The sequence below is a fragment of the Chitinimonas naiadis genome (assembly GCF_054780835.1).
Map to the genome: position 1 here is coordinate 154,983 of NZ_BAAGVO010000001.1, position 18,939 is coordinate 173,921.

Sequence of the window (18,939 nt, forward strand, 5' to 3'; positions counted from 1 at the left end):
CTCTGAAATGGCATATAGTGGCGTCGGTCCATTGCCCGCCAGACCAAGCCCCATGCGGGTTGCGGCCAGAAACCCGACCTGTGTCCGGCAAACCGGCCAAGCGCTCGACCAATGCGCTGCCTCGGGCAATACAAATTCTAAAGCTTGAACCCCCTCCGGAGAGAGACATCTTATGAAACGCTTTGGCCTTGCACGCTCCATCATCACCTCTGCGCTGGTCGCAGCCGCTTTTGCGCCGGTCGCCCAGGCTGCCGGTGCTTACTCGAACGTATACTTCTTTGGCGATAGCCTGACCGACAGCGGCGCCTTTTTCGGCCTGCCGGGTGTACCGCAGGGTAATCGCTGGACGACGCGCAAGGCGGATGGCTCCGTCAGTGATCTGTACGCAGATATCCTGGCTCGCAAGTATGGCTACAAGCTTACCCCGGCCCTGGCAGGCGAACTGCTGGCTGGTAAGGTCACCGCTGGCGCCAATGATTTCGCCGAGGGTGGTGGTGTTATGCTCTCGAGCAGCCTGGACGCCGCCGATCCCCTGCGCAATGGCAAACTGGTCCCGTACCAGATCGCTACCTACCTCGGCGCGAATGCCGGCAAGGCCGACCCTAATGCACTGTACATGGTCTGGGGCGGTAACAACGACCTGGCTGCCGCTTTGACCAACCCTGCGACCGCCCAGGCTGTAGCCGGTCAGGCCGCAGGTGTGGTTGTACAGCAGGTGGCTGCGCTCAAGGCTGCTGGTGCCAAGCACATCATCGTGGGCAATGCGGTCGATATCGGCCGAACTCCCACGCTGTTCAATACCGTTTCGGACGGTGTGGCGACGGCCTTCTATGCGGGCGTGAACAACGCCACGACCGCCAATACCGTGGCAGGTGCGATTGCCCAGCAGATCGGCCAAGGCAGTAATGCCGCCTTGATCGGTTTGATGAGCGGCGCGATCCAGACCGCGAGCGGCCAGGCCAGCACCTTGAACAGTATGAAGACGGCCGGTACTGCCGCAGTACGCACTGCGCTCAACGCGGGTGGTGCTGATACCGCCGCCCAGACCGCCGCTTATGTCGCAGCAGGTACCGGTGCCGAGAACGCCATTGCCAAGAGCTACGCCACAACCGCCACCATTGCCGCCGTGGATGCGCTGGTTGCCGCCGGCGTGATCAATGCGACCCAGGCAGCCCAGTTGAAGGCGGGTGTTCCGCTCGCACTCACTCCGACGCTGGCCGCCGGTATCAAGGACAAGGTCTACGGTACCTGGGCGCCCGCCTCGGCCTCGGCTTCGGCTTTGGCGAGCTCCGTGTTCAATAGCATACTCAACGGTGCACTCGGCCAGGTCGGCGACGTGGTTGCCATCGACATGAACAAGTTGATGGCAGAAGTGCTCGCCAACCCTAAGGCTTTTGGCTATGACAACGTGACCGGTACTGCCTGTCCGGCAGGCGCGAATGCCTGTGTCGCCGGCGCAGCGGGCTTCGATGGCAGCAAGAACTTCTTCTTCGCCGATGGTTTCCACCCCACCCCGCAGACCCACGCGATCGTGGCTCAGTTGATCACCCAGACGCTGGACGCGCCTTACTACTCGGCCCAACTGATCAACAACCAACCGCTGGCCGTCAATGCCGCCCAGGCTGCACTCGATGAGCGTTCCGGTCAGGCACGTTCGGTCGGTACGCTGGACAGCTTTGCCCGCGTCAGTCGCTTGAACAATGACCAGGACGCCAATGTCGGCGCGCTGGCCAGCGATGGCAGCAACACCGCCGCCACCGTGGGTCTGGACTACCAGGCCAACGGCAATACCTCGCTGGGCGTGGCTTACACCTACGTCAAGAACAAAACCGATTTCTCCGGCAATGTTGGCGGCTTCAAGGCGGATAACCACCTGCTGTCGGTGTTCGGCCGCTATGAAATCGGTGCGATCACCGTCGCCAGCGATGTGTTCTTCGGTTCTACTCGTTTCAACGATGTACATCGCAATGTTCAACTTGGCGCGCTGAACCGCGTCGAAAGCGCGGATGCACGTGGTAACCAGATTGGTCTGCGTGTGGCCGGCAGTTACCTGGTCTCGCTCGGCAAGTTCAGCGTCTCCCCGACGGTGAGCCTGGCCTATCGTGAGAACAAGGTGGGCGGCTACTCGGAAAACTGTGCCGATGTCGTGGGCGCGACCAGCTGCAGCACCTCCATGCGCTATGAAAAGCAGCGGGTTGATTCGCTGCTGGTTGGCGCAGGCGCCAAGCTGGATGCGGACCTGGGCATGTTCAAGCCTTTCGGCTCGGTCATGTTCTACAACGACAGCAAGGACAAGGATCGCCATGTTCGTGCTGCCCTGGTCGGTCAGGCCGCTACCTTTGACACCGAGGTCTACACGCCGGATAGCAGCTACGCCGTGTTCAACATCGGTGCACGTGCCCAGGTCAGCAAGACGCTCAGCACCTACCTGAGCTACAGCAAGGTGACCGGCGCTGGCGACGAGAAGCGCGACGCCGTCTCGGTAGGCCTGCAAGCCGCCTTCTAAGCAAAACGGTCGCTTGTCGATCAGCAACAAAAAACCCGGCCAGTGCCGGGTTTTTTGTTGCGCTGTCGCACGGAATCAGCCAGCCATGCCGCTATGCCGTAGCAGGGCATCGATCTGTGGTGCGCGCCCACGGAAGGCCTTGAAGCTCTCCATGGCAGGACGGCTGCCGCCGACGGCCAGGATTTCACGGCGGAAACGCTCGCCGGTCAGCTTGATCTGTTCCGGTGCTTCCTCGAACGCGGCGTAAGCATCGGCGCTGAGGACTTCGGCCCACTTGTAGCTGTAGTAGCCGGCGGCGTAGCCACCGGCAAAGATATGGCTGAACAGGTTGGGAAAGCGGTTCCAGGCCGGCGGCTGGTTGACTGCGACTTCGGCCCGCACCCGGGCCAGCAGTTGCAGCACCGTATCCTGGCTGGGGTCGTAGCGGCTGTGCAGCTCCATGTCGAACAGGCCGAACTCCAGCTGGCGCACCGTGATCATGCCCGCCTGGTAGTTCCTGGCGGCCAGCATCTTGTCGAACAGCGCCCGTGGCAGCGGTTCGCCGCTATCGACATGGGCGGTCATGGCCTGCAGGCGTTCCCACTCCCAGCAGAAGTTCTCCATGAACTGGCTGGGCAGCTCGACTGCATCCCATTCCACGCCATTGATGCCAGCGACGCCAAGTTCGCCGACCTCGGTCAGTAACTGATGCAGGCCGTGGCCCATTTCGTGGAACAGGGTGATGACTTCATCGTGGCTGAAGGTCGCGGGCTTGCCCGCCACGCCGGCGCCAAAGTTGCAGGTCAGGTAGACCAGCGGAGTCTGCACCCCCTCCGCCTTGTCGCGGCGGTTGCGGCAGTCGTCCATCCAGGCACCGCCGCGCTTGCCTTCGCGCGCGTAGAGGTCGAGGTAGAACTGGCCGACCAGTTGGCCGGCGCCATTAACCAGGCGGTAGAAGCGTACATCCGGGTGCCACAGCGGCGCCTGGTCGAGTTCGGCCTTGAGCCCGTACAGCGTCTCGATCACGCTGAACAGCCCGCTCAGGACTTTCGGCTCGGTGAAGTATTGCTTCACGACCTGCTCGGAGAAGCTATAGCGAGCCTCCTTGAGTTTCTCACTGACGTAGGCGAGATCCCAGCTCTCGACACTGGGCAGTGCCAAATGCTCGCGGGCATAGGCTTCCAGCTCTGCCCTGTCTTTTTGCGCGTGGGGTTTGGCACGCCGAGCCAGATCGCGCAGGAATGTGAGTACCTCATCCGGCGTTTCGGCCATCTTGGTTTCGACCGAATAGGCGGCGTAGCTGGCAAAGCCCAGGAGTTGTGCCAGTTCACCGCGCAGGGCCAGGATACGTTCGATCGCGGCGGTGTTGTCCCACTCCGCAGGGCCGAACTCGGCCGCCCGGGTGCTGTAGGCTCGGTACAGTTGCTCACGCAGCGCGCGGTTGTCGGCGTAGTTCTGCACCGGCAGATAGACCGGCATGTGCAGGCTGAGCTTGTAGCCGGCCTTGCCGTCTTTCTCGGCCTGGGCGCGGCACATGGCCAGTACATCGGCGGGTAGACCCGAGAGTTCGGCTTCATCCTCGATATAGAGGGCAAAGGCATCGGTGGCATCGAGCAGGTTCTGTTCGAACTTGGCCGACAGGTTGGCTAGTTCTTCCTTGATAGCGCTGAAGCGCGGTTTTTGTGATTCCGGCAGCTCTGCCCCGCCGAGGCGGAAATCACGTAGGGAATTCTCGACGACGCGTTGCTGGGCTGCATCGTAGCCTGCGTACTCGGCACTTTGCGCCAGGCGCTTGTATTGCTCAAACAGCTTCAGGTTCTGACCGACCTCTGCACCGAACTGGCTCAGCTTGGGCAGGTTGGCGTTGTATGCCTCGCGAATGGCAGGCGTATTGACCACGGCATTGAGGTGGCTGACCTGACCCCAGGCCCGACCCAGCTTCTCGCCGGTATCGTCCAGAAGCTGCACGAAGTTGGCCCAGCTGACCGGGTTGACGGTCTCGGCATCCCGGACCGCCGCACGGGCGATGTCGAGCAGGCTGTCGATGGCCGGGGTGATGTGTTCTGGCTGTATCTCGGCAAAACGTGGCAGGCCGGAGAAGTCGAGTAGGGGATTGTTCATCGGGATCGCTTTCTTGAGTGCGTGGTTCTGGCCTGTCATTGAATCTGGGGGGCGGGACGGGCCAAAGCAAGGCGGTGGTGGTGCAATAACGGCAGTTTAGCGTTTGGGGCCAAGTTGGGGCAGCTCAGCTATACTCGACCGCCTGATTTCAATGGAGTTTCCCGCATGGCTGTTCGTCCCTTCAAGGGCATTGCTCCCGTGGTGCCGGCTTCCGCCTATGTCGATGAATCTGCCGTGGTGGTGGGTGAGGTGGTGCTGGGCGAGAATGCCTCGATCTGGCCCGGCGCCATCGTGCGTGGCGACGTCAACCATATCCATATCGGCAAGGATTCCAACGTGCAGGATCTGGCTTGCCTGCATGTCAGCCACAAGCGCCCCGAGGACCCGCTGGGTGCGCCGCTGATCATCGGCGAGCGGGTGACGATCGGTCATCAGGTGACCTTGCATGGCTGTACGATCGGTGACGAATGCCTGATCGGGATTGGCACCATCGTGCTGGACCGGGCTGTGATCGAGTCGCAGGTCATGATCGGTGCCGGCAGCCTGGTGCCGCCGGGCAAGGTACTCAAGTCCGGCCATCTGTACCTTGGCCGGCCGGTCAAGGAGGTGCGGCCGCTGACGGCGGAGGAGATCGCGCATTTCGCCTACTCGGCGCAGCACTATATCCGCCTCATGCGCGCCCATCAGGAGAGCTGAGCCGACGGTTCCGCCCGTTCGTCGTCTATGCTGTTAAAGCCCGGGTCGGCCTATACAATGCCGGCCAATTCCCCCGCCGCGATGAGTACTTCATGCTGAATTTCCTGCCTGCGCCCTTGCTGGGCGTAGCTTCGATGCTGTTCCTGGTGCTGAACGTGCTGTTTTTCGGTGCCCTGATCCTGACCTTTGCCGTGCTCAAATTGATCCTGCCGTTTACGGCGGCGCGCCGGCCGTTGGATAGCCTGCTCAATACCTTCGGCCAGGCGTGGGTACATGCCAACAGTTTGTGGATCTCGCTGGCGCAGCGTGTGCGCTGGCAGGTGGAGGGGCTGGAAAAGCTCAATCCGCGCGGCTGGTATCTGGTGGCGTCCAACCACCAGAGCTGGGTCGATATCATCGTCCTGCAGCGCTCGCTGCGTGGTCGTATTCCTTTCCTGAAGTTCTTTCTCAAGAAGGAACTGATCTTTGTGCCGATCATCGGGCTGGTGTGGTGGGCGCTGGACTTCCCCTTCATGAAGCGCCATACCGAGGCTTTCCTGAAGAAGCATCCGGAAAAGCGTGGTCAGGATCAGGCGACGACCCGTCGTGCCTGTGAGAAATTCTCGCTGGTGCCAACCTCGGTCATCAATTTCCTCGAAGGCACCCGTTTTACGCGCGCCAAGCATGACCAGCAGGGCTCACCCTACCAGTACTTGTTGCGCCCCAAGGCAGGTGGTATCGCGCTGGCGATGAACGCGATGGGGGAACGCTTCCAGTCCCTGCTGGATGTCACGATCTTCTATCCGGAAGGCATCCCCAGCTTCTGGGACTTCCTGGCCGGACGTGTCCGGCAGGTGGTGGTGCAGGTCAACGAGTTGCCGATCCCGCGCGATTTTGTCCATGGTGACTACAGCGGCGATGCGGTATTTCGGGCGCGGGTCCAGGCCTGGGTGCATGAACTCTGGCTGGAGAAGGATCGCCAGCTGGCTGCATTGCGGCAGCAATTCTCTTTGCCGCAGACTGTTTGATACCGGCAAGTACCACCCAGCAGAAGGCCGCTTTTCGAAGAGCGGCCTTTTGTTTGGGCGGGAGGTTCACATCTGCTTGAACAGGTGCGCGTAGGCGCGGCTGACCGACACCTTCTCAGGCCGGGACTTGAGGCTGAGGGTGACCTTGCCGGTGAAGTCGCGGCTTGCTTCGGCGATATCGCGCACATTGACGAGCGTGGCGCGGTGGACCTGCCAGAACTGGTCGCTGTCCAGCTGCTCGAGTAACTCCTTGAGCGAGGTACGGATCAGGTATTCGCCTTCGCGGGTCAGCACCGTGGTGTACTTGTCGGCGGCGTGGAAGTAGCAGACGTCGTCGACCGCGATCAGCTTGACCTCATTGCCCTGGCCGGCGCGTATCCAGGTCAGGCGGTGGCTGCCGGCCAGCGCCGGATGACCATTGCCCAGTGCTGCGCGCAGGGTATCGAGCAAGGCGCCGTTGCTGCTGGGCTGCTGGCGGCTGGCCAGTTTCTCGCGTAATTTGTCGATGGCACGCTTGAGTCGTTCGTCGCTGAAGGGCTTGAGCAGGTAGTCGATCGCGTCGCGTTCGAAAGCCTCTACCGCATACTGGTCAAACGCCGTTACGAAGACGCAATGGCAGTGCTCGGCGCCACGGGCAACGTCCAGGCCGCTCATGCCCGGCATCTTGATATCGAGAAAAGCGACATCCGGTTCGAACTCATGCAGCGCTGCCGAGGCTTCCGGGCCATTGCGTGCCTGCGCGACGATTTCCAGTTCCGGCCACAGCAGTGCCAGCTTGGCTTTCAGATAGTCGGCGAGCAGCGGCTCGTCGTCGGCGATCAGTGCGGTCGGGGTCATCATGGTTGTATCTGGAACGGAAGTTCTATTCGGGCGGTGACGCCGCCGTCCGGATTGGCGCAGAGCGTGAGTTTCGCACTATCGCCGTAGAGCGTGGCAAGGCGTGTCCTTACGTTGTTAAGGCCCACGCCTTGGCCGTGCACGCCTTCAGGCAGGCCCAGGCCGTCGTCGCAGACGGTGGCTTGCAGCCTATGCGCTACCTCCGCTAATTGTATGCGCACCGTACCACCCTCTACCTTGGGCTCCAATCCGTGCCGGACCGCATTTTCGACCAGCGGTTGCAGCAGCATCGGCGGGAGTGCGGTGTCGAGCAGGCTTTCGGGACAGTCGATCTGATAGCGCAGGCGCTCGCCCATGCGTATCTGCAAAATACCCAGGTAGGCACGCAGCAGGTCCAGCTCCTGCCTGACCGTGCCATCGGCATGCCGCGTGCGCGCCAGCGAGGCACGCAGGTAGTCGTTGAATAGCCCCAGCATCTGCTTGGCCATGCCAGGGGAGACATCGATCAGGCTTTGCACGCTGGCGAGCGTATTGAACAGGAAGTGCGGTTCGATCTGTGCCTGCAACATGCGCAGCTGCGCCTGCATGAGCTGCTTGTCCTGCTCACCGCGCTTGGCCTGTTCCGCATGGTAGGCCGCTTCCAGCCGACCAGCCTTTTCGCGGCCCCACAGGATGCTGGCGGTCACGGCGGCAGACAGCATCATCAGCAAGAGGCTGGCCAGCAGCTCCGCGGGATACTCCCGGACGATCTTCAGCAGCTCTTCGAACTGGAAACGCAGCAACCAGTTCAGTGCCAGCCCCAGGACGGCGGCGATGGTGATGGCACCGATGAAATAGATGGGTTCGCGCCGTGGCGATGGCTTGATGACGCTGAAGATCAGCGTGATGGCCACGAAAACGCTGAGCCCGACGGTATGGATGGTCAGCATCACCCGCCATGGCGGAGATTGGCTGGCCAGGGACAGGAAGGCACCCGCGAGCGTGCTGATGCAGAGCGTCACCAGCAGGTTGCGCCAGAGTGCTCGTTTCACCTGGCCGACGGGGGGAGGGGCATGTATGGCAGGGTTCATGCCGCGAGCTTAGGTGATTCGTATCGACGGGTCACGCGGTGGCTGGCTGGGCTGAGGGGGACGCAAGGGCACGAGCTTGCCCGGGCTGGCAAGTTGCTGGGTAGGCTGGCGGCGACCCAAGGTAAACGGACTGAACATTTTCTCTCCCCTTTGCACCGGGATGACCGGTTGGCGGAGCGTAACTTACCCGTATGCCGCGCCCGGCGTGAGGGCCGTGCGACGAGTTGTCGCGTAGCGGGTTGAACCGCGTTCAGCCAGGATGAATGACGCCCCGCCTGGGGCGAAAGTGGGTCTGGTCGGCATAGAAGGCCGCATGCTGCTGCGGCCACCAGCCTGGTATGCCCAGTACTGGCAGCGGCCAGAGTTGCCCGTGTTCGGGTTGCTCGCCGCTGTTGATCAAGGCTGCGACACGCTGGTCCAGTTCTGCCAGCCGGGTTTCGGGATCTTGCCGGAACCAGTCGGGCTCCACCTCCAGGACCATGATCTTGGCAACGATGCCGATGAAGGGGCTCAGGCCTTTTTCCAGCAAGGCATGCCCAAAGCTGAACGGCTGTATCAGCTGCCCCCAGGCGGCAGCCCGCTCGACAAACAGGGTAGTCCAGTCGTGCGTGACCAGGGCGGTGACCAGGCTTGGGTCCGCGCAGGCCAGGACCAGCCCCGACTCGTCGAACAAGGTGGCCAGATCGCGTCGGCGGCTGCGTTGCCGGCTGGTCTGGTTGGCCAGCTCCCTCAGGTGCAGGGCGTTGAGCGCCGCCTTGCTGCGCGGCCAGCTGAGCCAGCACAGGGCGTTGAGGGCGTCATGCCAGTTGTCGGGCCGGGTCGCAACGAGACCCGTATGGGCGATACGCGCCTCGTAACCGAGCTCGTCGGGCGGCGGTGCGCAGAAGCGAACCGCCAGCCCGCTCTCCGTCTGCGGGCGTAGCTTGCCGGGCAGGTCTGCCCAAGCTGCTTCATCCGGGAATCGTTGCCAGCCCAGTTGCTGCAAGGTGGGTTGGAGTGCCTGGAACCAGGGGGACTGCTGGAGGTAGGGAAGGGGCCAATCAGGCATGGATAAGCGGTGATCAGGGGTGGGGGATACCCTAGGTATCGCGATGGCAAGTGTTTGTTTGTACTGGAATTTGCGCGGCCTAGGCGAACGTCATGGCTTGACGAGGCTGGCGACATGCCAACCACCGCGCCTCACTGTCTGCCCCTCCGCGCCTACGCACAGGCCAAAGTGTAGCAAGTCATGACGGATCCATTGGTACTACTCAGCATTACCGGCCTTTTCAGCCTGCTCAATCTGTTGACCCTGGGTTCACTGATCCGTCGAGACGAGAGCGTGCGCTATTTCCTGGTCGCCAATGGCGTACTGCTGCTGGCCATTGTTGGTTATTGCCTTCGGCAGGCTGCCCCGGCCTTCGTCTCCATTGTCGTGGCCAATACGCTGTATTTCGTCGCCAACCTGCTGCTGGTGCTGGGGTGTCGCCGCTATTTTGGTCTGCCCTTGTACGCAGGCTGGTGGTTGCTGCCTTGGGGCCTGGCCAGCACGCTGCTGAGCTATTACTACTACGGTGAAGAGAACTATCCGTTCCGTGTCCTGATCGGCTCCGTGTTCTGTGCCCTGACCTGTTCCTGCGTAGGCTGGACGGTGCTGCGCCACATCCCTGCGGGCCGGCCTCGGTACAGCTATGTCTTTACGGGCAGCCTGGCGCTGCTCTGCGCCATGCTTCACCTGCTGCGTGGTGGTCTGCATGTGCTCATGCTCTCCAGCAATAGGGATGTCGCCGAAGCTACCGTGTCGAGTATGGTTTTCCTGGTTATCGGCACGCTGCTGACACCGGCGATCTCGGTGGGCATGATCATGATGGTGCATGACCGTATTGCGGCAGCCCTGGAGGGGATCGCCAATCACGACTTCCTGACCGGCGTCTTGTCGCGCCGGGCCTGGATGCAGGCGCTCGACGGCGAACTTCGCGCCGGATCACCATTGACGGTGGCGATCCTGGATATTGATTTCTTCAAGCGTATCAATGACCGCTACGGACATGCCGCAGGGGATGCCGTGCTGTGCCAGTTCGCCAGCCAGGCCAAGGCCGTGCTGCGCCATGGCGATAGCCTTGGTCGCCTTGGGGGCGAGGAGTTCGCCATCTTGCTGCGCCACGCGGATCGCGATGCGGCGCAGTGCGTATTGCAGCGCCTTCGCGCGCAGTTGCAGACGCATCCCTGCCTGTATGAGGCGCAGGTCATTGTCTGTACCTTCAGTGCGGGTATCGCGGTCCGCGCCGGAAGTGAGCTGGCCTCACAACTCCTGGCCAGTGCTGATGCGGCGCTGTATCACGCCAAGCAGACCGGTCGGGACCGGATCGTCGAAAGTGGCCGCTATGCAGTAGTGGCGAGCGGCTGATCCGCTTGTCGGCGTCGCGATAAAAAGCACAAGGCCGCCAGTAAGGCGGCCTTGTGTCCGCTTGCCGAGGGTTTGATCCCCGGCGAGTGCTTACTTCAGGACTGCCAGTGCGGCCTCATAGTTCGGCTCGTCGGCGATCTCGCCCACCAGTTCGGCGTGGATGACCTTGTTGGATTCATCCAGCACGACTACCGCGCGGGCGGTTACGCCGGCCAGCGGGCCGCCGGCCATCTCGACACCGTAGTCCTTGATGAATTCGCGACCGCGCATGGTCGACAGGGTGACGACATTGCTCAGGCCTTCTGCACCGCAGAAGCGCTTCTGGGCGAAGGGCAGGTCGGCCGAGATGCACAGTACGACGGTGTTGCTGACCTTGTCGGCCTCGCTATTGAAGCGGCGGGTGGACATGGCACAGGTCGGGGTGTCGATGCTGGGGAAAATGTTCAGCACCTTGCGCTTGCCGGCGTAGTTTTCCAGCGTTACATCGGCCAGGTCGACGCCAACCAGCTTGAACGCAGGTGCAGTGCTGCCGACTGCCGGGAAGGTGCCATTGACGGGGATGGGGTTGCCACGCAGGGTAACGGTAGACATGGTTGTTCCTTTACAGGTCTTGGAAGTGAGGGGCTCGCAGCAGGTATGGCAAGCCCCAGAAATGCCACTCCCGCCTAAGCGGGAGCGGTATCGAGCGATGGCGGCCTGCTTGCTGGCAGATCAGGACTCGGTGACCAACATGGCTTCGGCCAGCTTGTCGTAATTCGGTTCCGCATTGATATCCTGGGCCAGTTCGGCAAACACGATATTGTCGTCTTCGTCGAGGCCGAACAAGGCTGTCGCCATCATGCCTGATAGCGGTACGTCCGTGATCATCACGCCATAATCTTTGTGGAAATCACGGCCGCGCAGCGTGGAAAGCAGCTGTACCTTGCGTATGCCTTCGGTGTTGGCCGTTCGGGCCATGGCGTAGGGGGTATCGACCGATACAACAAAGGACTTGGTATTGGGAAAGCCATCGGCGATGGATTCCAGCCGGCGCGTGATGCGTAGGCCGATCTCCGTATCGACGCTCGGCACCACGGCGATGATCTTGCGTTTGCCGATGAACTTGGAGAGCGGTACGTCGCCCAGGCTGGTATCGACCAGCATGAAGCTGTGGGCAGTGTCTCCCACACGTGGGAAGCGTCCGCCGATACCGATCGGCTCGCCATTGAGTAGCACCGTGGCCATGTCTGTTGTCCTCCTGATAGTGGCAGCTTCAGTATTGACGGCACCCAGACTGAAAGCAAGCCGACCTGAGTGGGTCGGCCCCCTTCGGCCGGCTCAGTTGCTCTCGGGGTAGAACCAGTTGAGCGAGTAGCCGCTGGAATGCAGTTCACCCAGGTCGATCTGCAGGTAGGCCCGCAGCTCGCCGTTGGCTGCCAGGCTCTTGGGTAGCGGGGCGGCCGTACCGTCCGCCAGCGGTGCCAGGTAATCACGCGGGGCAAATACCTTGCGGGCGACCACGCGGTCGGCATCGTCCGTCAGGGTCAGTTCCAGCAAGGGCAGGGCCTGGGCGAAGCCTGCCTGGTTGCGCAGCGTGGCATTGAGCTGGATCAGGCTGGGGTGCTCAGGCAGGGAAACCAGTTCGTTCCATTCGGTACGCAGATAGCCGGCGCGAGCGGGCAGGGACAACTCGCAGCCGACCATGGCACAGAAGCGCTGCAGCTTGGGTTCGATGCCGGGCAGCTGTATGGCGACCTCGGTGCGGTACTGATAGGTCAGCTGCCCGGTCAGGGCAATCACTGCCAGCAGGGTAGGGATGCTCCACAGCCAACGCCATGGCGAAGGGCGGTCAGGCACGCGCAGCATGGCCTCGTCCTGCGCCGTCAGGATGGGCCGGTAGCTGCCGGTGCCGGCCTCTGCCACCGCACGGGCCGCAGGCGTTTCATGGACGTCTGGTGAGGGTTGCGTCTCGCCTGCGTACTCTAATAAGGGCTCACTGGGCGTGGCCTCAACCTGTTCACGCGCCCAGGCTTCGAAGTGCTCGTGAGCCAGGTCACCATCGTCGGCGACAGGCGGAATCTCGATGACTTCGATCTCGCTGGCCTGCGGTGTGTGCGGCAGGTCATCGTGCTCGAGCCGGCGATGGATCTCGTCCAGGTCGAGTTCGAGCATGCCGCCGCTGGCTGCCGGTGTCTTGGCGGGTTCGGCCAGCGCCAGGGCACTGGCCAGTTGCTGTAGGCTCTGGCTTGCCAGCGTGTCGTCTGCATCATCCCGTTCGGCTTCGGCCGCCGCTTCCAGCTGGCTCGCCATGCTGTCCAGGCCGTACAGGTTTTCTTCCCGACGGTGCTGGGCTGTGGCGTCGCTCGTCCTTGCTGCGGAGGGAATGGGCGCGGGCGCTGCTTCGGCGACGGTCGCCGTGTAGGCGGGGGCTGCCGGTGCTGCGCTGCTGCTTGCTGTCGTGGTGACCTGTTCGGCGGCAGGCTGCTTGTTGGCCAGGTTAGCCGGCGCGTCGCCTAGCAGATGCTGCAAGGCATCGAAGACGAAGGCGCAGCGACCGCACCGCACCTTGCCTTCGAAAGCGGCAAGGTGGGCGTCCGTGACGCGAAAGCTGGTGCGGCAGTTGGGGCAGCGCGTGATGTGGTACATGGCTGCGATTCTAGCTAGGTTCTACGAAACTTTGTGTCGCGGATCGCGTTTCTCTGCCAATTCATCCGCGCTGGCGTTGCAAATCGCTGACTTGAGTGGGCGATTGCAGCAAAAAAGCGGTCACACCGGGGCAAAGCCCCGGTGGATCAGCGGCGGGTACCGGCGATACGGACCCAGCCTTCCCGCTCGGCCGAGACGGCGAGGGCGAATTCCGGGCCATAGATGGCGATGATGTCCTCGGCCTGTTCGGCGAGGATGCCCGACAGTACCAGGCGGCCACCGGAGCGGCAGCGGCTGGCCAGCAGGGGCATCAGCATTTTCAGCGGGTTGGTCAGGATGTTGGCGACGACAAGGTCGTAGGTCCGCTCGGGCGCGGCATCGGGCAGGAAGAAGTCGGCGCTGACGTGGTTCTGTTCGGCATTCTGGCGGCTGGCGGTCATGGCCTGCTCGTCGATATCGACGCCATGGGTTTCGCCGGCGCCCAGCAGCTTGGCCGCGATGGCAAGGATGCCGGAGCCGCAGCCATAGTCGAGCACGCTTTCGCCTGCCTTGACCTCACCATCGAGCCATTGCAGGCAAAGCCAGGTGGTGGGGTGGCTGCCAGTGCCGAAGGCGAGGCCCGGATCCAGCGCGATGTTGATTGCGTTCGGCGTCGCCTCATGCCAGGTCGGCGTGATCCACAGGCGGTTCGAAACCTGGATCGGCTCGAACTGCGACTGGGTCAGCCGCACCCAATCCTGCTCTTCGACCCGGCTCACGCTATGCCGGGGCTGCGGGATGCCGACCACGTTGGCGGCGGCAGTCACCATCAGTTCGGGGTCACTGTCCTCTTCCAGCAGGACCACGACCACGCTTTCGTCCCAAAGCTGCTCAAGCGGCATGCCAGGCTCACCGAAGATCGGCTTCTCGGCTTCGGTGCCGGCGGCGGCATCCTCGATGCTGACGCTGAGCGCGCCCAGGTCGAACAGCGCGTCGGACAAAGCTTCGGCGTGGGTGGATTGAGCGTGGATGCGCAGTTCTTGCCAGGGCATGGCGGACTCCAAAACATGAAAAAACGGCGGCCGGGAAAGCCCGGCCGCCGCATAGTTTAGCACCGAAGCGCTTTATCCCTTGGATTCCGCAAGCAGGTGCTCGAGGTAATGGATAGAGGTGCCACCCTTGATGAAGCCCTTGTCGTTGAACAGGACCTGGTGCAAGGGGATGTTGGTCTTGATGCCTTCGACCGCCATTTCGGACAGCGCAATACGCATGCGCGCCATGGCCTGTTCACGGCTGTCGCCAAAGGCGATGACCTTGCCAACCATGGAGTCGTAGTTGGGCGGTACGGTGTAGCCCTGGTAGATGTGCGAGTCGACCCGGATGCCGGGGCCGCCAGGCGGATGGTAGGTCGTGATCTTGCCGGGGCTGGGGATGAACTTGAACGGGTCTTCCGCGTTGATGCGGCATTCCATCGCGTGGCCCTTGAGCACGATGTCCTTCTGCGCGAACCGCAGCTTCTCGCCTGCGGCGATGCGGATCTGTTCCTGGACAATATCAATGCCGGTGATCTGCTCGGTGACGGGGTGCTCCACCTGGACCCGCGTGTTCATTTCAATGAAATAGAACTCACCGTTCTCGAACAGGAACTCGAAGGTGCCGGCGCCGCGGTAGCCGATGCGGCGGCAGGCTTCGGCGCAGGCTTCGCCGACCTTCTTGCGCTGCTTGTCGGTAATGCCGGGAGCGGGTGCCTCTTCGATCACCTTCTGGTGGCGGCGCTGCATGGAGCAGTCGCGCTCACCCAGGTAGACCGCGTTGCCGTACTCGTCGGCCAGGATCTGGATCTCGATATGGCGCGGGTTCTCGAGGAACTTCTCCATGTAGACCGTGGGATTGCCGAAAGCGGCGCCGGCTTCGGTCCGGGTCATTTCCACGGCCTTGATCAGCTCTTCTTCGCTGCGCACTACGCGCATGCCGCGGCCGCCGCCACCGCCGGCAGCCTTGATGATGACCGGGTAGCCAACCTTGCGGCCGATCTTCAGCATTTCATCGGTATCTTCCGGCAATGCACCGTCGGAGCCGGGTACGCAAGGCACGCCGGAGGCCTTCATGGCGTCCTTGGCACTTACCTTGTCACCCATCATGCGGATCGAATCGGGGCGCGGGCCGATAAAGACGAAACCGCTTTGTTCGACGCGTTCGGCGAAGTCGGCGTTTTCGCTCAGGAAGCCGTAGCCAGGATGGATGGCCTGGGCGTCGGTGACTTCCGCGGCGGCGATGATGGCCGGAATATTGAGGTAGGACAGGGGGCTGGGTGCCGGGCCGATGCAGACCGACTCGTCGGCCAGCTTGACGTATTTGGCTTCGCGGTCGACCTCGGAGTGGACGACCACGGTTTTGATGCCCATCTCACGGCAGGCGCGCTGGATTCTGAGTGCGATCTCGCCGCGGTTTGCGATCAGGACTTTTTCGAACATGGTTGTTCCTAGTGAGCAAGTGAAAAGCAAACGGGCGGACAGCGATCGAGCCGCCATGGAAGGCGCTGGCCCACTGTGCACCCGTTCACTTGTTCACTGGTTTAACCAATGACAAACAGCGGTTCGCCGTATTCGACCGGCGAGCCGTTATCGACCAGGATGGCCTTCACTACGCCGCTGGTTTCGGCTTCGATCTCGTTGAGCAGCTTCATGGCCTCGATGATGCACAGCGTGTCACCGGCGGTGACCTGCTGGCCGACTTCGACAAAGGCTTTGGCGCCTGGGCTCGAGGCGCGGTAGAAGGTACCGACCATGGGGGATTTGAGGATAGTGCCTTCGGGCAGCCCGCTGGCGGCAGGGGCGGCGACATCGGTCGCAACCGGCGCGGCAGCGGCGGGGGCGCCAGCTGGCATGTAATGCTGCATGGGTGCCTGCGCATACATGACTGGTGCGTTTTGCGACACGCGGGTGATGCGAACTTTTTCTTCACCTTCGGTGACTTCGATTTCAGCGATGCCGGACTCTTCAACGAGGTCGATCAGCTTTTTGAGCTTGCGTAGATCCATGCCCGTTCCCTTTTTATGTAGGTATTGGTATTTCGATGTGCCAGGCTGAACAGTGTCAGGCCGAGTTCTGGCGACTCAGATAGTCAATGGCGTGCTGCAGCGCATAACCGTAGCCGGCTGCGCCCAGTCCGCAGATAACGCCCACCGCGAGGTCCGAAAAGTAGGAGTGGTGCCTGAAAGGCTCGCGAGCGTGGACGTTGGACAGATGGACTTCGACGAAAGGCAACTTGACCGCTGCCAGCGCATCGCGCAGCGCGACGCTGGTGTGCGTGTAAGCGGCCGGGTTGATGATGACGAAGCCGGTGCCGTCGTCGAAGGCGGCATGGATGCGCTCAATGAGCCCGGCTTCGCTGTTGCTTTGAAAAGTATTGCAGGCATAGCCGGCCGCACGCGCAGCCTCGACGAGACGAGCGTCGATGCTGGCGAGGGAATCAGCGCCGTAGTACTGCGGTTCCCGGCGTCCGAGCATGTTCAGATTCGGGCCGTGGAGTACCAAAATACTGCGGGGCTGTCCAGCCAAATTGTGCGGTGTCGGCTGAGTCATGGCGGCGAGTTTGCCGCAGATGCGCGCACGTTGTCTACCGATCGCCGAAAATTCGGTCAAGCGCCTGCTTGAAATTTTTGTCCGGGATGTTGCGAAAATGCAAGTGGCATGCGGCTTGGCGCCGTGAGGGTTCTGACCGACGAACCGACGAGGGGTCATGTCGGCCGGCTGTTATAATGGCGTGTTTTCCCGGTCGATGCCGACTTTTCTTTCGCTCATGCAACTTACCGACTTCGATTACTTCCTTCCTGAACACCTGATCGCCCAGTTTCCGCCAGCCACGCGCGGCGGCAGCCGTTTGCTGCATCTGCCGGCAGATGGGGGCCTGCAGGATAGGCAATTTGCCGACCTGCCGCAGCTGCTGCGCGAGGGGGACTTGTTGATCCTGAACGATACGCGCGTCATCAAGGCGCGTCTTCTGGGCCAGAAAGACAGCGGTGGGCAGATTGAGGCCATGGTGGAGCGGGTGCTGAGCGAATTCGAAGCGCTGGCCATGGTGCGGGCGAGCAAATCGCCCAAGCCGGGTACCTTTTTGCTGTTCGGTGAGCGTTGGCGTGCCGAGATGGTCGAGCGGCAGGGAGAGTTTTTCCGTCTTCGCTTTGACGCGCCGGTCATGACGGTACTGGAAGAAGCCGGACGTTTGCCGCTGCCGCCCTATATAGAACACCAGCCTGACGCCGAGGATGCCGAGCGTTACCAGACTGTCTTTGCGCGTGAACCGGGCGCCGTGGCGGCACCCACCGCCGGCCTGCACTTTACCGATGCCATGTTCGAGGCGCTTGCCGCCCGGGGCGTGAAGCATGCCAGGCTGACGCTGCATGTGGGGGCGGGCACCTTCCAGCCGGTGCGGGTGGAGGACCTGTCCGAGCACCGCATGCACCATGAGCGTTACGTCATCCCGCCGGAAACCCTGGCGGCGATCCAGAACACGCGTGCCAATGGTGGGCGCGTCGTTGCCGTCGGCACGACCAGCCTGCGTGCGCTTGAGGCTTCCTGCCAGCAAGGTCTGTTCGCGGCCCCGCAGGGGGATACCGATATCTTCATCACGCCGGGCTATGCCTTCAAGGCGGTGGATGCACTGATCACCAACTTCCATCTGCCCAAATCCACCCTGTTGATGCTGGTGTCGGCCTTTATGGGCCATGAGCGCATGAAGGCGGCTTATGCGCATGCGGTGATGCAGGAATACCGCTTTTTCAGCTATGGCGATGCCATGTTGCTGGAACGCAGTTAAGTCGCCGTTCATAATCCACGGATGCCATTCGATTCCAACAAGCCGCGCGTCGCCTTTTTGCCGCGTAATGACAAGGGCCGCGATTTTATCGTGGGCGACCTGCACGGCTGCCGGCGTGATCTGGAAGTGCTGCTGGTGGCGGCAGGCTTTACGCCACGCCGGGGGGATCGCCTGTTCGCGACCGGCGACCTGATCGATCGCGGGCCGGATGCGATGGGGTGCCTGCACCTGCTGCGCCAGCCCTGGTTCTATTGCGTACTCGGCAATCATGAACAGATGCTGCTCAATGCGCTGAGTGGCGATGACGCCGCCATCGCACTGTCGGTTGCCAATGGCGGCGGCTGGGCCCTGGGCAGCATCCTGAAGCGCGATCCGTCCCTGCTGGCGGCGGCCCAGGTGCTCGACAGGTTGCCGCATGTGCTGGTGGTCGGGCCGGGAACACCTGAGCGTTTCAATGTGGTTCACGCCGCGCTGTTACAATCGCCGTCCGATCTGTCGCTGTATAGCGATGCCGACCTGGACGACCGGCTGTCCCAGGCGGACGACAAGGTGGTGGAGCGGCTGATCTGGAGCCGCACCCTGGCTGACGACGCGGCCGACCTTGCGATCAATCATGCCGAGCCCAGCTGGCGTGCTGGATTGTCCATTACCTACTGCGGCCATACGCCGGTACCGTATCCGGTGATTTTCGAGTCGCACTGCCATCTCGATACCGGTGCTGGCTACGAGGGCAATGTCGATGTGAAGCGGGTGGATAGCGGTGCCCCCATGCGCCTCACACTGGCGGAGCACCAGGGTAGCGAACCCATTTTCTATACTCGCTGACGACGGATCTGTCGTTGGCATGCCTGGCTCGGTCCGGCCTGTTTCCGTTTCAAGCGAAGCGTCGGCGGACCTGCCGGCCTGTTCCATCTG

The 18,939-nt window shown here is 62.3% G+C and carries 18 protein-coding genes; 6 read left to right on the forward strand and 12 right to left on the reverse strand.

What is annotated here, in order from left to right; translation table 11 throughout:
* Positions 1-172: 172 nt before the first annotated feature.
* The gene (locus tag ACYVHK_RS00615) at positions 173-2,506 is read left to right on the forward strand and encodes an autotransporter domain-containing protein (protein ID WP_460526526.1); all 2,334 of its coding nucleotides are present in this window, start codon (positions 173-175) and stop codon (positions 2,504-2,506) included.
* Between the two features lie 75 nt (positions 2,507-2,581).
* Here ACYVHK_RS00615 and ACYVHK_RS00620 read toward each other — a convergent pair whose 3' ends face one another.
* Positions 2,582-4,606 (reverse strand): M3 family metallopeptidase, encoded by a 2,025-nt coding sequence (locus ACYVHK_RS00620; RefSeq protein ID WP_460526529.1) that lies wholly within the window; start codon positions 4,604-4,606, stop codon positions 2,582-2,584.
* 165 nt (positions 4,607-4,771) lie between these two features.
* Between ACYVHK_RS00620 and ACYVHK_RS00625 the strand changes: the two genes are divergently transcribed.
* Both ACYVHK_RS00625 and ACYVHK_RS00630 read left to right on the forward strand, forming a co-directional pair.
* Positions 4,772-5,302: a gamma carbonic anhydrase family protein gene (locus tag ACYVHK_RS00625; RefSeq protein ID WP_460526532.1), complete on the forward strand. Its 531-nt coding sequence runs from the start codon at positions 4,772-4,774 to the stop codon at positions 5,300-5,302.
* 92 nt (positions 5,303-5,394) lie between these two features.
* Positions 5,395-6,309 (forward strand): acyltransferase, encoded by a 915-nt coding sequence (locus ACYVHK_RS00630; RefSeq protein ID WP_460526534.1) that lies wholly within the window; start codon positions 5,395-5,397, stop codon positions 6,307-6,309.
* A 66-nt stretch (positions 6,310-6,375) separates the two neighbouring features.
* On the opposite strand, the gene ACYVHK_RS00635 is transcribed toward ACYVHK_RS00630, so the two are convergent.
* From ACYVHK_RS00635 to ACYVHK_RS00650, 4 genes are all read right to left on the reverse strand, one after another.
* A complete protein-coding gene (locus tag ACYVHK_RS00635; RefSeq protein ID WP_460526536.1) occupies positions 6,376-7,149 on the reverse strand; it encodes a LytR/AlgR family response regulator transcription factor in 774 nt (257 codons plus the stop codon).
* On the reverse strand, positions 7,146-8,216 hold the full coding sequence (locus ACYVHK_RS00640) for a sensor histidine kinase (RefSeq protein WP_460526538.1): 1,071 nt from the start codon (positions 8,214-8,216) through the stop codon (positions 7,146-7,148). Before ACYVHK_RS00640 ends, ACYVHK_RS00635 begins: the two co-directional genes overlap by 4 nt.
* Before the next feature lie 9 nt (positions 8,217-8,225).
* The gene (locus ACYVHK_RS00645; RefSeq protein ID WP_460526540.1) at positions 8,226-8,354 is read right to left on the reverse strand and encodes a hypothetical protein; all 129 of its coding nucleotides are present in this window, start codon (positions 8,352-8,354) and stop codon (positions 8,226-8,228) included.
* 112 nt (positions 8,355-8,466) lie between these two features.
* Entirely contained in the window at positions 8,467-9,264 is a 798-nt protein-coding gene (locus ACYVHK_RS00650; protein WP_460526541.1) for a DUF3025 domain-containing protein, read from the reverse strand.
* 180 nt (positions 9,265-9,444) lie between these two features.
* Here ACYVHK_RS00650 and ACYVHK_RS00655 point away from each other — a divergent pair, with 180 nt between their 5' ends.
* A complete protein-coding gene (locus ACYVHK_RS00655; protein WP_460526543.1) occupies positions 9,445-10,602 on the forward strand; it encodes a GGDEF domain-containing protein in 1,158 nt (385 codons plus the stop codon).
* Positions 10,603-10,692: 90 nt separating this feature from the next.
* On the opposite strand, the gene tpx (ACYVHK_RS00660) is transcribed toward ACYVHK_RS00655, so the two are convergent.
* The 7 genes from tpx (ACYVHK_RS00660) to aroQ form a co-directional block, all read right to left on the reverse strand.
* Positions 10,693-11,193: a thiol peroxidase gene (tpx, locus tag ACYVHK_RS00660; protein WP_460526545.1), complete on the reverse strand. Its 501-nt coding sequence runs from the start codon at positions 11,191-11,193 to the stop codon at positions 10,693-10,695.
* 120 nt (positions 11,194-11,313) lie between these two features.
* Complete coding sequence (gene tpx, locus ACYVHK_RS00665) at positions 11,314-11,826, reverse strand: thiol peroxidase (protein ID WP_460526547.1); 513 nt, start codon at positions 11,824-11,826, stop codon at positions 11,314-11,316.
* Positions 11,827-11,919: 93 nt separating this feature from the next.
* Entirely contained in the window at positions 11,920-13,227 is a 1,308-nt protein-coding gene (locus ACYVHK_RS00670) for a DUF3426 domain-containing protein (protein ID WP_460526549.1), read from the reverse strand.
* A gap of 146 nt (positions 13,228-13,373) precedes the next feature.
* On the reverse strand, positions 13,374-14,258 hold the full coding sequence (gene prmA / locus ACYVHK_RS00675; RefSeq protein WP_460526551.1) for a 50S ribosomal protein L11 methyltransferase: 885 nt from the start codon (positions 14,256-14,258) through the stop codon (positions 13,374-13,376).
* A gap of 72 nt (positions 14,259-14,330) precedes the next feature.
* Positions 14,331-15,680, reverse strand: a complete 1,350-nt coding sequence (gene accC, locus ACYVHK_RS00680; protein WP_460526553.1) for an acetyl-CoA carboxylase biotin carboxylase subunit — start codon at positions 15,678-15,680, stop codon at positions 14,331-14,333.
* 101 nt (positions 15,681-15,781) lie between these two features.
* Positions 15,782-16,246: an acetyl-CoA carboxylase biotin carboxyl carrier protein gene (accB, locus tag ACYVHK_RS00685; protein ID WP_460526555.1), complete on the reverse strand. Its 465-nt coding sequence runs from the start codon at positions 16,244-16,246 to the stop codon at positions 15,782-15,784.
* Positions 16,247-16,301: 55 nt separating this feature from the next.
* Positions 16,302-16,790, reverse strand: a complete 489-nt coding sequence (gene aroQ, locus ACYVHK_RS00690) for a type II 3-dehydroquinate dehydratase (protein ID WP_460527164.1) — start codon at positions 16,788-16,790, stop codon at positions 16,302-16,304.
* Positions 16,791-17,007: 217 nt separating this feature from the next.
* Here aroQ and queA point away from each other — a divergent pair, with 217 nt between their 5' ends.
* Together queA and ACYVHK_RS00700 are read left to right on the forward strand one after the other, a co-directional pair.
* A complete protein-coding gene (queA, locus tag ACYVHK_RS00695) occupies positions 17,008-18,024 on the forward strand; it encodes an S-adenosylmethionine:tRNA ribosyltransferase-isomerase (protein WP_460526557.1) in 1,017 nt (338 codons plus the stop codon).
* Positions 18,025-18,045: 21 nt separating this feature from the next.
* Positions 18,046-18,849: a metallophosphoesterase family protein gene (locus ACYVHK_RS00700; RefSeq protein WP_460526559.1), complete on the forward strand. Its 804-nt coding sequence runs from the start codon at positions 18,046-18,048 to the stop codon at positions 18,847-18,849.
* The last annotated feature ends 90 nt before the right edge of the window (positions 18,850-18,939 follow it).